Annotated in this window: 10 protein-coding genes; 3 read left to right on the top strand and 7 right to left on the bottom strand. The window is 60.8% G+C overall.

Annotated elements, in window-relative coordinates:
- The first annotated feature begins 35 nt into the window (after nucleotides 1-35).
- From coxB to ASG47_RS13755, 3 genes are read left to right on the top strand one after another with little or no spacing between them, the layout of a single operon-like run.
- Complete coding sequence (gene coxB / locus ASG47_RS13765; protein ID WP_244487110.1) at nucleotides 36-659, top strand: cytochrome c oxidase subunit II; 624 nt, start codon at nucleotides 36-38, stop codon at nucleotides 657-659.
- Nucleotides 660-712: 53 nt separating this feature from the next.
- Nucleotides 713-3,157, top strand: coding sequence for a cytochrome c oxidase subunit I (gene ctaD, locus ASG47_RS13760; protein ID WP_244487117.1), 2,445 nt, complete (start codon nucleotides 713-715; stop codon nucleotides 3,155-3,157).
- Entirely contained in the window at nucleotides 3,157-3,468 is a 312-nt protein-coding gene (locus ASG47_RS13755) for a hypothetical protein (protein WP_061909969.1), read from the top strand. Before ctaD ends, ASG47_RS13755 begins: the two co-directional genes overlap by 1 nt.
- A gap of 8 nt (nucleotides 3,469-3,476) precedes the next feature.
- Here the strand turns inward: ASG47_RS13755 and ASG47_RS13750 are convergent, their stop codons facing one another.
- The 7 genes from ASG47_RS13750 to ASG47_RS13720 form a co-directional block, all read right to left on the bottom strand.
- Nucleotides 3,477-5,735, bottom strand: a complete 2,259-nt coding sequence (locus ASG47_RS13750) for a glycosyl hydrolase family 95 catalytic domain-containing protein (RefSeq protein WP_061909967.1) — start codon at nucleotides 5,733-5,735, stop codon at nucleotides 3,477-3,479.
- Nucleotides 5,735-6,790, bottom strand: coding sequence for an ABC transporter ATP-binding protein (locus ASG47_RS13745; RefSeq protein WP_061909965.1), 1,056 nt, complete (start codon nucleotides 6,788-6,790; stop codon nucleotides 5,735-5,737). Before ASG47_RS13745 ends, ASG47_RS13750 begins: the two co-directional genes overlap by 1 nt.
- Before the next feature lie 25 nt (nucleotides 6,791-6,815).
- Nucleotides 6,816-7,844 carry a LacI family DNA-binding transcriptional regulator gene (locus ASG47_RS13740; RefSeq protein WP_061909963.1) on the bottom strand — a complete coding sequence of 343 codons (1,029 nt, stop codon included), beginning with the start codon at nucleotides 7,842-7,844 and terminating at the stop codon, nucleotides 6,816-6,818.
- Nucleotides 7,845-7,956: 112 nt separating this feature from the next.
- A complete protein-coding gene (locus ASG47_RS13735; RefSeq protein ID WP_061909961.1) occupies nucleotides 7,957-9,984 on the bottom strand; it encodes an alpha-amylase family protein in 2,028 nt (675 codons plus the stop codon).
- Nucleotides 9,981-10,802 (bottom strand): carbohydrate ABC transporter permease, encoded by an 822-nt coding sequence (locus tag ASG47_RS13730; RefSeq protein ID WP_061909959.1) that lies wholly within the window; start codon nucleotides 10,800-10,802, stop codon nucleotides 9,981-9,983. Before ASG47_RS13730 ends, ASG47_RS13735 begins: the two co-directional genes overlap by 4 nt.
- The gene (locus ASG47_RS13725; RefSeq protein ID WP_244487109.1) at nucleotides 10,799-11,761 is read right to left on the bottom strand and encodes a carbohydrate ABC transporter permease; all 963 of its coding nucleotides are present in this window, start codon (nucleotides 11,759-11,761) and stop codon (nucleotides 10,799-10,801) included. The genes ASG47_RS13730 and ASG47_RS13725 overlap by 4 nt, the downstream gene beginning before the upstream one ends.
- Entirely contained in the window at nucleotides 11,761-13,044 is a 1,284-nt protein-coding gene (locus ASG47_RS13720; protein ID WP_061909957.1) for an ABC transporter substrate-binding protein, read from the bottom strand. The genes ASG47_RS13725 and ASG47_RS13720 overlap by 1 nt, the downstream gene beginning before the upstream one ends.
- Between the last annotated feature and the right edge of the window lie 178 nt (nucleotides 13,045-13,222).

The raw sequence follows: 13,222 nt of genomic DNA, 5'->3' as shown, positions 1-13,222 counted from the left end.
CAAAAATCTCTGCTCTTGCAGCAACGCCGTTCCTCTTGGCCGGTTGCGGCGGCGAATTATCGACGCTTGACCCAGCCGGCCCCCGTGCCGCCAATCTCGCGACGCTCTGGTGGGTCATGCTCTGGGGCGCGATGGGGCTGTTTGCCATCGTCATGGCACTGTTCTTTCTCGCCTATTTCCGGACTGGCACTCTGTCGCGGCTCAAGCCGGGGCATTGGATCATCGGCGGCGGCCTCATCCTGCCCATTCCGGTGCTCGTGCTGCTGACGGGTACGGCGCTTGTTCTCGGCGAACAATTGCTGCCGCGCGGCGATAAACCATTGCGCATCGAGGTGACCGCCGAACGCTGGCAATGGCGTTTCGGCTATCCTAACGGCACGACGTCCGAGGAGCAGGTGGTGCACATACCCGCCGGGCAACCCGTGGATTTTGCCGTGACTTCAGCCGATGTCATCCACTCCTTCTGGATCCCGCGCCTCGGCGGCAAGATCGACGCCATTCCCGGCCACACCAACCTCATCCGGCTCGAGGCCGACGAACGCGGCACCTATTGGGGCCAATGCGCCGAATATTGCGGCGAAGGGCACGACATCATGTTTTTCCGCGTCGAGGCGCATTCGCCAGAAGACTTTGCCGCTCTGATGGAGGCCGGCCAGTGAGCGACACGCCTATCTCGCCAATCCGCCTCCACAAGGAACTTGAGCGCATCTGGATGACCCCGCCTGGCATTGGGCGGCTATCGAGCGTCAACCACACTGTGCTCGGCAAGCGCTTCATGGTGGTGGCGCTCACCTTCTTTGCCATCGGCGGCTTTCTCTCCATGCTGATCCGCGCGCAGCTTGCGACGCCGAACAGCGCCTTCATCGGACCCGAAATCTACAATCAGATTTTCACCATGCATGGCACGGTGATGATGTTCCTTTTCGCCATCCCGATGTTCGAGGGCTTCGTCATCTATATGCTGCCCAAGATGCTGGGCGCACGGGACATGGCCTTTCCTCGGCTCACCGCCTATGGCTTCTGGTGCTACCTTTTCGGCGGCACGATCCTCATCGTCGCGATGCTGTTGGGCGCCGCGCCCGATAGCGGCTGGTTCATGTATACCCCGCTCTCGTCCAAGCCTTACACACCGGGCATCAATGCTGATGTCTGGCTGCTCGGCATCACTTTCGTCGAAATATCCGCCGTCACTGCCGCGATCGAGATCTTCGTCTCGATCCTCAAAATGCGCGCGCCAGGCATGTCATTGGCCCGTATGCCGCTGATGGCTTGGTATATGCTCGTCACCTCGGGCATGATGATCGTCGGCTTTCCGCCGCTCATCCTGGGTTCGATCCTTCTCGAACTCGAACGCGCCTTCGACCTCCCCTTCTTCGATCCCACCCGCGGCGGCGATCCGCTTCTCTGGCAGCACCTCTTCTGGCTTTTCGGTCATCCGGAGGTCTACATCATCTTTCTGCCCGCGGCAGGTGCGCTCTCGACCATCATTCCCGTCTTTGCGCAGCGCCAAATCCTCGGCTATCGCGCCATCATCGCGGCTATCGTCGCCATGGGTTTTTTGTCCTTTGGCCTTTGGGTCCACCACATGTTCACGGTGGGTATTCCGCATCTCGCGCTCGCCTTCTTCTCGTCCGCCAGCGCCCTCGTCGCCATACCCACCGCGGTGCAGATATTTGCCTGGCTTGGCACGCTGGCTTCTGGGAAGCCGAAATGGGACGTGCCGATGCTCTATGTCTTCGGCTTCTTTTTCGTTTTCGTCATCGGCGGGCTAACTGGCGTCATGCTCGCTATGGTGCCGTTCAACACCCAGGTGCACGACACCCATTTCGTCGTCGCCCATCTCCACTATGTGCTGGTGGGTGGTTTCGTTTTCCCCATGCTCGCCGGCATCTATCATTGGCTGCCGCACATTTCGGGGCGCCAGAGCCTTTATAAGCTTTCCATTCCGGCCTTCTGGCTGATCTTCATCGGCTTCAACCTGACCTTCTTCCTCATGCACCTGACCGGGCTCATGGGCATGCCACGCCGCATCTCGACCTATCCGTCGAATTGGGGTTGGGATTGGCTCAACCTCCTGTCGTCTTTCGGCAGCTTCATCCTGACCATGGGCTTCTGCCTAGTTCTGGCCGATCTTGTCCTGCAGTTCCGCTTCGGCCGCTATTTCCGCCGCGACCCCTGGCAGGCGCAAACGCTCGAATGGGCGACGCCAACGCCACCACCGAGCTATAATTTCGCTGCGATCCCGAGGATCGACGAGCGGGCGGACGGATTGGAGCCAGCCAAGATCGGACCTCTATTGGCCGGTGGCTACGGCTATCTCGGCTTTACCCGCAATGGAGATCAAGAAACCATGGGCGTCGATATGCTCACTGGCGCGCCTGAGCATGTCATTATCCTGCCGCGCCGCACCTATTTGCCGCTCTGGACGGCATTAGCGACGGCAAGCTTTTTTCTCGCCATGCTCTTCGGGCTCTATTGGCTCGCCCCTTTCGGTGCGCTGCTGACGCTGATCTTGTTCCTCATCTGGCCCGCCAACATTGGACAGACGGAGGACGAGGGACTGATCGATATCGGCATGGGCGAAGCCGCCCCGCTTGATGTCGAATGTCCCAACAATGTGGCTGTTCTCGCCAATCGCTGCGCCTTGGTGATGAATGCAACGCTCTTCTCGTCGCTGCTTTTCGGCGGGCTGTTTCTCCTGGTAGTCGCGCCGAACTGGGAAGGTCTCGTGCCAATCGATTGGCCTGTCTGGCTGAGCGGGCTTGCATGGATTCTATCAGCATCCGCCGCAGGAGCCTCCTGGCTGGCACGGCAACGCAATCTGTCAGGCCAGAACGCCGGGGGTTTTCTGCTGGCCGCAGCACTTGGACACGTGGCAGCGTTAGTCATGCTGATCGTGCTGTTGACCGCAGTGCCCAACCCTACCGACCACGCGCGGCAGGCTGTCATGTTTGCCCTGCTCTCATTTTCCGCCATTCACTGCGGCCTTGCCGCGCTCCTGGCAGGACACGGCTTCTGGCGCCTGACCCAGGGCTATGTTTCAGCACGCCGCCAGACGGAACTTGTGCTCGCCTGGCTCTGGAATGGTTATGCCGCGGCGACGATGATCCCGGCGCTTGGCCTTGCAACGCTCCTGGCGTGGGCGGGGGGCACCTGATGGTCCGGCAAGATCTCCGCGCCCTGCTGCTCTTGATCGCCGGCTTTACAGTGTGGTCGCTGGCCTTCGTGGTGCTCTATGGCCTCCAGGCGATCGGATGCGCCTATGGCTGGCCCAATCACCGCTGGCTGCTGATCGGCGCCTATGTGGCCAGCCTTATTCCGCTTGCCTGGCTCGCCATGGGCAAACCAGTCCGCGAAGGCGAGCCGACGACGACGCTGTCGATCGCGGCCGTATGGGCAAACCGCGCGGCCTTGGGCGCGGGAATTCTGGTCTTCCTGCCCGTAACCTTCGTCAGCGCCTGCATCTGACTGCGCGATCAGGGCGCCTCGGTAAAATCGTGAACAGCGTCGACACCTGGGACCACTTCAATGGAGAAAGCCTGACCGTTCACCCGAACTGTCACCGTTTTTTGCGCAGCGCTGCGCAGACGTAACGAAGCAACGTGGTACTGTGCCCAGACCAAGTCCAGCTCAATGCCGCCGCGGGCCCGAATGCCGCGCACTGACCCACTCGGCCATTGTTCCGGCAAAGCCGGGAGCAGCCGGATCTCGGCTTCGCTCGACTGCACCAGCATTTCAAGGATCCCGGCAGCACCGCCAAAATTGCCATCGATCTGGAACGGCGGATGGGCGTCGAACAGGTTGTTGTAGCTGCGCGCGGGGCTGAGCAGGAGCTTCAGCACATCATGGGCGTGGCTGCCCTCGCCAAGGCGGGCCCAGAGATTGATGCGCCAACCAATACCCCAGCCGGTCGCCTCGTCACCGCGGATTTCAAGCGACCGGCGCGCGGCAGCAGCGAGTTCGGGCGTGCTCTCGGTGCTGATCTGGTCGCTGGGATAAAGTCCATAGAGATGCGAGACATGGCGATGGTGGATTTCTGGAACGTCCATGTCCCAATCCTCCATCCATTCCTGCAATTGCCCCGCATTGCCGACGCGATGTTCGGGAAGGCGGCTCCGCGCGTCCTCGGCCTGCTGGACGAGGTCGGCATCCTCCTCCAATTGGTCGGCAGCCTCGGCAAAGGCCGAAAAGAGATCGCGAAGGATCTGGTTGTCCATGGTCGGACCCGCGCAGAGCGCGACGCCGTGGGGATGGCGGTTTTCCGGCGAGATGGATGGCGCGGTGACGAGATAATTTGTCCCCGGCATGGCGACGAGCGTATCGAGCGCAAACAGCACGGCACCTCTAAGGGGACCATAGAGCCGTCGCACGAGAGCATCTGGGCTTCCGGCAAAACGGGCGTGATCCCAGAGTTGAGCCATGAGCCAGGCGCCGCCTGTCGGCCACATGCCCCAATAGGCGCCATCGACGGGGCCGGTAGCGCGCCAGAGATCGGTATTGTGATGGAGCACCCAGCCTCGGGCGCCATAGTGAGCCCGTGCCATTTCGGCGCCGGTGGTCGACAGATCCTCGGCGAGCGCCACGAGAGGCTCGACCATGTCCGGCAAGTTGGCGGGATCGGGCAGCCAATAGTTCATCTGGAGATTGATATTGGCGGTATATTTGCTGCCCCAAGGCGGCCGCGTGTCCTTGTTCCAGATCCCCTGCAGTGTGGTCGGTTGCGTGCCGGGGCGGCTCGATGAAAGCATCAGGTAACGCGCATATTGGACATAGAGCGCGGCAAGGCCGGGATCGTCGCCCGAGGCGAAATTGGCAATACGCTGGTCTGTTGGAAGATCATCCCGGCCCGCGCCAAGGTCGATATCCAACCGATCGAACTGTGCCCGATGGGCCGCGATGTGGCGGGTGCGGAGAGTTTCGACGTCCGCCCCAAGGTAGGCATCGCGTCGCGCGAGAAGCTTGGCGTTGGGATCCCCTGAAACATCATCGAACCGAACGAAGCTGGTCGCGATATCGAGGAGAATGAGCGCTTCCGTCGCATCGCGCACCACGAGTCGGCGGCCGCGGCGCTCGACCGTGCCGCCTGTGACCCGGAGATGCGCATCGATGCCGAAGCTGAGTTGCCCATCGACCCCATGCTTGCCGAAATTGCGGCCGCGATAGACGAGGCTCCCCTCGTCGCCCGCAAAAATATCGCCGGGTTGCGGACTATCGAGCCACACCTCGAAATCGAGCAGCTTTGGTACGGAGGATGCCAGATGCAGCACCATGACGTCATCTGCCGCAGAGACGAAGGCGGTGCGTGTATAATGCGGGGCATCGGGATCAAGACCGGACCCCAGTAGCGCATAGGTGGTCGTCGTGGTGGCGGTTGCGAGATCGAGCTTGCGCGCATAGCTGCCGGGTACCGCTTCATGCCGGAAATCGACAAAGAGATTGCCTGCCGGCTGGTAGCTCATCTGCGAGTGCGGTTTGGCAAGAAGATGGGACTGGGCGACATCGTGAGCCGCCTGATAGCGTCCGGCGAAAAGATGTTTGCGCACCTTTTCGAGGTTAGGCAAGGCCTCGGGATTGGTCGGTTGATATGGCCCGCCAGACCAGAGCGTTGACTCGTTGAGCTGAAGTTCTTCGCGGCCGACGCCACCATGCACCATGGCGCCGAGCCGGCCATTGCCCAAGGGGAGAGCGTCCGTCCACTCGGTGGCCGGTTGGAGATACCAGAGAATGTCAGTCATCAGATGTTCCGCAGCCGAGCGCCAGAGGAAGAGAAAAGCATGGCCCGATCGGGCCTGATGCCGAAGGAGAGAACGTCGCCGGCCTTGATCCCCGGCCGTTCGCGCGCCTCGATGACGACGCTTTCGCCGGACGAGAGTGTGCCATAGACAAAGCGCGTGCCGCCGAGATTTTCGACGACATCGACAGTGACCGAGACGTCTGCAGCGCCCTGCCCCGGCTCGACGAAATGCTCGGGCCTGACGCCCACCAGCACCTTGTCCTCCGTGCCGCTTGCAGGCAGCGAACCGCCATTTTCGAGGCGCACCGTGCCGCCGCCAAGAGTGCCGCGGAGGAAATTCATGCGGGGCGACCCGATGAAGCCGGCGACGAAAAGATTGTCGGGGTTATCATAGAGTTCTTCAGGCGTGCCGGCCTGCTCGATCTTGCCGGCGCGCATGACGACGATCTTGTCGGCCAGCGTCATGGCTTCGGTTTGGTCGTGGGTGACATAGATCATGGTCGAGCCAAGCTGGTTGTGGAGCTTGGCGATCTCGACGCGCATCGACACGCGCAGTTCGGCATCCAAGTTCGACAGCGGCTCGTCGAAAAGGAACACTTCGGGGTCGCGGACGATGGCGCGCCCGATGGCGACGCGCTGACGTTGGCCTCCGGAAAGTTGACCCGGCTTGCGCTTGAGGAGCGGTTCGATCTGCAGCGTCCGAGCCGCAACGGCGACGCGGGCGGCGATGTCTTCCTTGCTAAGCCCCGCCATGCGCAGGGAGAAGCCGATATTCTGTTCGACCGTCATATGCGGATAAAGCGCGTAATTCTGAAACACCATGGCAACGCCACGCTCGATCGGGTCGGCCTGGTTCATGGTTTTTCCGTCGATCGAAAGCGTGCCCTTAGTGATGGGTTCGAGCCCGGCGATCATGCGCAGAAGCGTCGATTTTCCGCATCCCGATGGCCCCACGAAAACCGTGAAGCTCCCGTCGTCGATGAAGAGGTTAAGGCCTTCGATGACCTCGAGCGCTCCATAGGATTTGCTGACATCGGTCAGCGCAACATTGGCCATTCTCGCCTCCTCCAGGCGTGGCTCCTTACCGGCGCAAGCGTCGGGTGGAGCCTCTCAGAGTGATTTCAGCATCGATGCGTATGGTGCGATTGCCGAGCGATCCATCGCCCAGCCGTTCGGCAAGGATCGAAACAATGGCCTCGGCCATCTTGTCGACCGGCTGACCGACTGCCGTAATCCCCGGCACGTGCACGGAAAAGGCCGGCACATCGTCGAAGCTGACAAATGATATGTCTTGCGGGATCGAGACATTGTGCTCGCGCAACCAGCGCAGCGCGCCAATGCTCATATTGTAATTGGCCCCGAAGACGGCCGTCGGCGGATTGGGCAGCGCCATCAGATCGCCCATCGCGCTATAGCCGCGTTGCTCGTTCCAGCGCGCATCGACGACGAGTTCGGGATGCTCTTCGACACCATGGGCGAGGAACGCATCGCGATAGCCCTGGAGACGATCGCGGGCGACGGAATCGACCAGATGCCCGTGAATGATCGCCACCCGCTCATGACCGAGATCGAGCACATGATCGATGAGCCGCTTGCTGGCGCGGCGGTTTTCGACAAAGACCCGGTCGGCGGCTAAGCCCGGCAAGTCATTGTCATAGAGCACGGTCAACATGCCTTGGCTGATATAGGGCTCAAGCCGCTGGCGAAGCTCTTCATTGCCATCCATCACCACCGCATCGACGCGATGGCCGGCGAAAAACTCGATCCCGTCCATGAACGAACTGGGGTCGGTATCGTGGCAATAGCAGAGCACTGCGCGCCCGGTCTGGCGCATGTGCCGGCTGAGACGATCGAGCAAAGCGGCGTGGAATTCGCCGACGGCGGGGACCATGAGCCCAACCATGTGGCTGGTATTGGTCTTCATCGCTGCAGCGGCGCTGTTCCGGCGATAGCCCAGTTCGTCGATCACCTGGGCGATGCGCTCGCGATTGCCGCCGCGAATGGGCTGATCGTTGAGATAGCGCGACACAGTGCCAACGGCGACACCGGCTGCCCGCGCAACATCGATAATTGTCGCCGGGCGTGCTCTATTGATCGCTTGGTCGGTCATCCGTCTTCGTATCCCTGGTGAACGCGCCCGGAAAAATCGCCCCGGACGCTTTTCACCTGCATAATGCGGCTTGGGCACGGGCGCCACAGGGCCCGGCCAAGCAATTGTCACGCTAGGCATTTTGTTCAAACACAATGGCCGCATGGATGCGCATGCGCTCAAGCGTTACCCCATATTGCCCATTGCCAAGATCGGTCACCTCCACCGGCTCGCCCGAGACGGCCTCGAAGGCGCGACGCGGCGGCGCTGGCAGGCGCACCTTGGCCGTGACGGGGCCAATCGCCGGGATATCCTCGATCATCTCCATGACCCTCGTTCCATCCCGCGTCGGCACGGCATTGCCGCGGACCTGCGGAGCGCCATAAAGCAGATGAAGGATGTGGCGGCCACGCGCCTCCTGCTGGCTGAGCGATGCGCGGCCCGAGCTCGGCAGATCGGTCTCGAGAGCGGCATCGGGTAGGAGCCGCTTGAGGAGGCCACGGACGATATAGCGATAAAGCGGCTGGCCCATCGCCCGATAGATCGAGAAGATCGGGTAAGCGATATAGCCAACGCCCTTATGGAGCGTGACGCCCGCCCCGAGCGGAGCCGATGCGACATTGTCGGGCGCGTGAGCATGCGACGAGAAATGCGCATAGGTCCGGTTGAAATAGGGTGGCATGACCTCTGCCAGCACCTCCGCGCCTTCGGGGGTTATCGCCAGGGCCCGGCCATAGACGACGAAGGGCGACGTCGTCATGGACTGGTCGAGCGAAGCGCTGGCGCGGAGGTAGGACGGATTGAACTCGACCGGGCCGAGATTGCGTATGCCGGCAGGGACCGCAAAAGACCCGTCGTCCTGCAACGCAGAAATACCGCTCAGGATCAGCTTGCCGCCCGCCTCGACATAGGCATTGAGCCGGGTCTGCAGATCCCCTTCGACGGGCACCTCATCGGGCAGGATAATGACGCGGTAGCGCGCAAAATCGACGCTCGGGTCGATGACGTCGAAGGGCTGCTGCAATTCCTGCAGCATCTGCGCCGCGCCATCATCGGCATTGTTGTTGCGGTCGCCTGCATGGTGGAAATATTCCGCCGAGAGGATTGCGACCTCGGACACCTGCCACGCTTCTTCGAGATAGGGTTCGAGCTTTTCGACACGCGCATAGGCGGGGCCGATCGAGGCATAGGTATCGGGATTGATCGCGCCGCTTGGATGCAACTGATCGCCGACAAGGCATTTTGACCCTAGCGCCACCATTTGCGCCGCTTCGAATTCCAAGGCATCGGGATGCTTGAAGCCGCCGAATTCGCCCCAGGACGTATGGAATTTCCCGGTATGGGCGACAAAATCGAAGCCAAGCGTTGCCGCATAGCGCGCGCTGGCCGGGAAGTGATTGTATCCCCAGCCGCCCGTCGGCAGGCTTTCCAGTTCGAGATGGGAATAGGGTTCGAAGCGCTGCGGCCCCTGCTTGTGGATATGGCCGCAATTGTAGAAAATCCGGAGCCCCGGGAATTCGGCATTCAGCGCCGCGCTCATTTCGCGCCGGAAGCGATCATTGACCCATTCGTCCTTGGTCAGGCGATCGGCGTGGATCTCTGGATCAAGACCCATCTCGGCCATCGTGTCGAGACAAGCCTGACACACGCAATCGGGCGCGAGGACAATATCAAAGAAGATGCCCGGCGTTGCATAGGTGCTGGCGACTTCGCGCGCCATACCCAGAAGCTCGTCGCGATAGTCCTTGTGGTTGAGGCAGAGCGTGTGCCAGCCCGCTTCAAGCTGGGCGGGATCGAAGCGGTTGTCGGTGGCTGACCGCACCCGCCATTCCGGATGCAGCCGCGCATTGCGCTCGTCCCATTGCACGGTGATGTAGATCGGGCATTCGATATCGGCCGCGTTGAGTGCATCGACCATTTCGCCGAGGAGATCGGGCCGGGACAGGTTCGGGTGCGGCGCGCCGATCTTGGTTGGGTAATAGGCCCAGCCGTGATGGCACTTGGCGAAGACCGTAATGGAATCAACATGTGCCTTCTTCAGCGTATCGACGAAATCTGCTGCATCGAAATCCTTGCCAATATCGGGGATATGCTCGGACGTGTGGAAATCGAGATGGATCTGGCGAAAGCGCAGCGGCTTGTTGGTGCGTTGGATAGTCATTCTTTGGCCCCTGTGCGGGTCTGCGACCCGGCGGCAAATTGGCGTTGAAAGATCACGAAGACGATGAGCGGGACGATCGTGGTGACGATCGCGGCCACCGACCGCAGATCCCAATTGCTCTCATAGGTGCCCGATACCTTGGTCAGGAGGACGGGCAAGGGTTGCATGCTCCGCAGATAGAGCATGGGAAGAAGGAGTGCGTTCCAGGTCCAGAGGAACTGCAGAACGCCGACCGCAAAGATGGGACTTGTCGCATTGGGGAGGACGATGTGGCGAAGGGTCGAAAGGGGCCCGCAGCCATCAATCTTGGCCGCCTCGATCAACTCCTTGGGAAAGTCCTCGAGAAAGTTCTTCACGAGGAAAATCGACCAGGCAAAGCTCATACCCACATAGGGAATGAGCACGGCTGCGATATTGTCGATCAGCTTCAAATCCCGCCAGAGCGTAAAGAGCGGAATAACCACCACCTGCTGCGGCAGCACAAAGGCATTGATGATCAGGATCAGCAACAGCCGGCGGAACGGGAAATTGAGGAAGTGGAACGCGTAGGCCGCGGCTGGCGTCAGCAGCATGGTGCCAAGCGTTGCGAGCGCCGCAAGCATTGCCGTAAACCAGAAGGCCTGGGCCAGCGGATATTCATCCCACACCCGGATCCACGCGTCGAACGTGATGCTGAACGTATCGAGCCGCCACCAGCCGAGCGCCACTTCGCTCGGCGGACGCAGCGAAGTCACGACGATGCCGAGCACCGGGATGACCCAGATGGTCGCGATGACACCGACCAGAACGACAGTCCACCAATGAATGCGCCCGATCATTTGGCACCTGCCGTGCGCTGGATGATGGCGGGGATGGAAATGACGAGAACGGCGACGAGCAGCACGACAGTGGCCGCGGCGCCATAGCCCAATTTGAACTGTGTCATCGACTCCCGATACATGAAGTAGCCGACCGTCTCTGTGGCGCGCACGGGGCCACCGCCGGTCATCACATAGATGATGTCGAAGGCGCGCAAAGCCCCGAGCAGGTTGATGAAAATGGCGACGCGTACACCCGGAAGCGACAGCGGCATCATGATATGCCGCATGATCGACGTGGGTTTGGCACCATCCATATAGGCAGCCTCGAGCACCGTCCGCGGGATCGACTGAACCGCGGCAAAGCAGAGCATCAGCGGCAGGCCGACACCGCTCCAGGACGCAACGAAGATCAGCGACCAGAGCGCCGTATTGGGGTCACCCAACCAGGAATGGGCGAAGCCGGGAATGAAATTGCCGATGATGGCGTTGAGGAGCCCTGCTTTGTCGGGGCGCAGGATATTGAGCCACATATAGCCCGATACCGCTTCGGAAATGCCGAAGGTAACGAACATCATGCCGCGAAAGGGCGTCGTATGGACGGGCGCAAAGGCACAAAGCATGGCCAGAGCCCAGCCAAGGCTGACCGAAATTACCGTCGTGCCGAGCGTGAAGATCAGCGTTGTCAGCAGCGTGTTGCGGAAGGTCGCATCATTGAACAGCGTAACGTAATTGCCAAAGCCAACCCATTTGGCTGGCGCCAGGCCTTTGATGTCAAAGAACGACAGCCTGAGCGTATCGAACAGCGGATAAACCACCGAGATACCGAAAAGGATGATCACGGGCGTAATGAGCAGCCAGGCAGCCGGTGTTTCCTTGATGCGCCATCCACGGGTGGCGGGCAGCCGAAGCCGTCCGCCACCATCGCGGGAGGAAACGTCCGCCGGGTCTGCCACCATCTGGGGCAGAGACCGGCTCATCAGTAAGCCGTTGCCGCTTTGGCTTCGATGGCGGCCAGCACTTCGTCGACGGTCGCCTCGGTTGGGTTCTGCAGGAACTTCTGCAGCTGGACGCGATATTCATCGACGAGATCGCCGGGAAGAAGATCGCCGAGGACGAACTGCACCTTGGAACTCGAAACGGCGCCGGTGGCGATCTGCTGGACCGGACCAAGGAGCGATCCGTCCGCAGCCGAACTTGGTGAGGCATAACCGTAGCCGGCCATGATGGCGGAAGCCTCGGGGCTGACGATGTAATCGAGGAAAGCGTCCGCCGCTGCGGGGTTGGCGCCGTTGGTCGTGACGTTCAGTTCCTTGGTATCAACGCTCGACGTATCGTCAAAACCCATGCCCAACGCGGGGAACTGGAAGATCGAATAATCGACGCCCTCTTCGAGCTTGAGATCATTCTTCAGCGCCGCATTGGTCCACATGCCAAAAAGCATGTAATTGGACTCCTCAGCCGTATAAAGCGTTGGATAAGGTTCTTCGATCGCAAGCATGGTCGCCGCCGGAGCGCAGCAGCCGGCCTGCAGCATTTCGGCATATTTCATCAGCGCCGCTTTGACCTTCGGGTCGGTCCAGGGAATTTGATGCGCCGCCAGTTGCGCGGCAACGTCGACGCCGGCGGTGCGCAGCAGCAGCGTCTCGAACCACTCGGTATGCGCCCAGTATTTGGCAGGGATTACGACAGGCGCTGGATAGCCGGCTGCCTTGAGCTTATCGAAGCTCGCGATGAACTCGTCCCAGGTTTTTGGCGGCGTGACGCCAGCTTTTTCGAGCTGGGCGGTCTTGTACCAGATCGCCGAGCGGTCGCCATAGGTATAGGTGATGCCGTAGGTCGTGCCATCGATCGAGCCGAGATCGCGCCAGGATTGGCTGAGCTTGTCGTCCCAGCCAAAGCTAGCCCATTGATCATCGATCGGGCGCAGAATTCCGGCATTGACGAGTTCTGCGCGGAAGGCCGGCCAGGTATTGATGATGATATCGACGACCTCGCCGCCCATGAGCGCAGTGCGCATACCGCCACGGGCATCGCCCTGCCCGCCTGCGGGCTGGAATTCCTTGATGGTGACGCCGGGATGCATCTCCATGAATTTGGCTTCGACATCCTTCCACATCTGACCATCTGTGCCGGTCTGCCATTGTAGGATGACAAGATCACCAGAAATGTCCTGCGCAAGGACGGACGGACTAACGCCGGCAAGAGCGGCAAGCATGACGCCGGCCAAGACGGTACGACGCCGCAAAGAGCGGTTGAACATGATTTTCTCCTCCCTTGACGCGGCTGTCTCGCCGCTTCCGTCAAGTAAGTTGAAACGTTATCAACTAAGCCAAACTTTGCAACTGGATTTTTTTGGGAGTGAGGGGACAAGGCGCCAGTGGGGAAACAATTGCGACAGCTGCATCCGAGGGACGGATGCTTCCAGATCAGACCATCTA

Source organism: Devosia sp. Leaf420, from assembly GCF_001425445.1.
In the GTDB taxonomy this organism is placed as follows: domain Bacteria; phylum Pseudomonadota; class Alphaproteobacteria; order Rhizobiales; family Devosiaceae; genus Devosia.
This window is presented reverse-complemented; position numbering and strand designations above follow the sequence as displayed.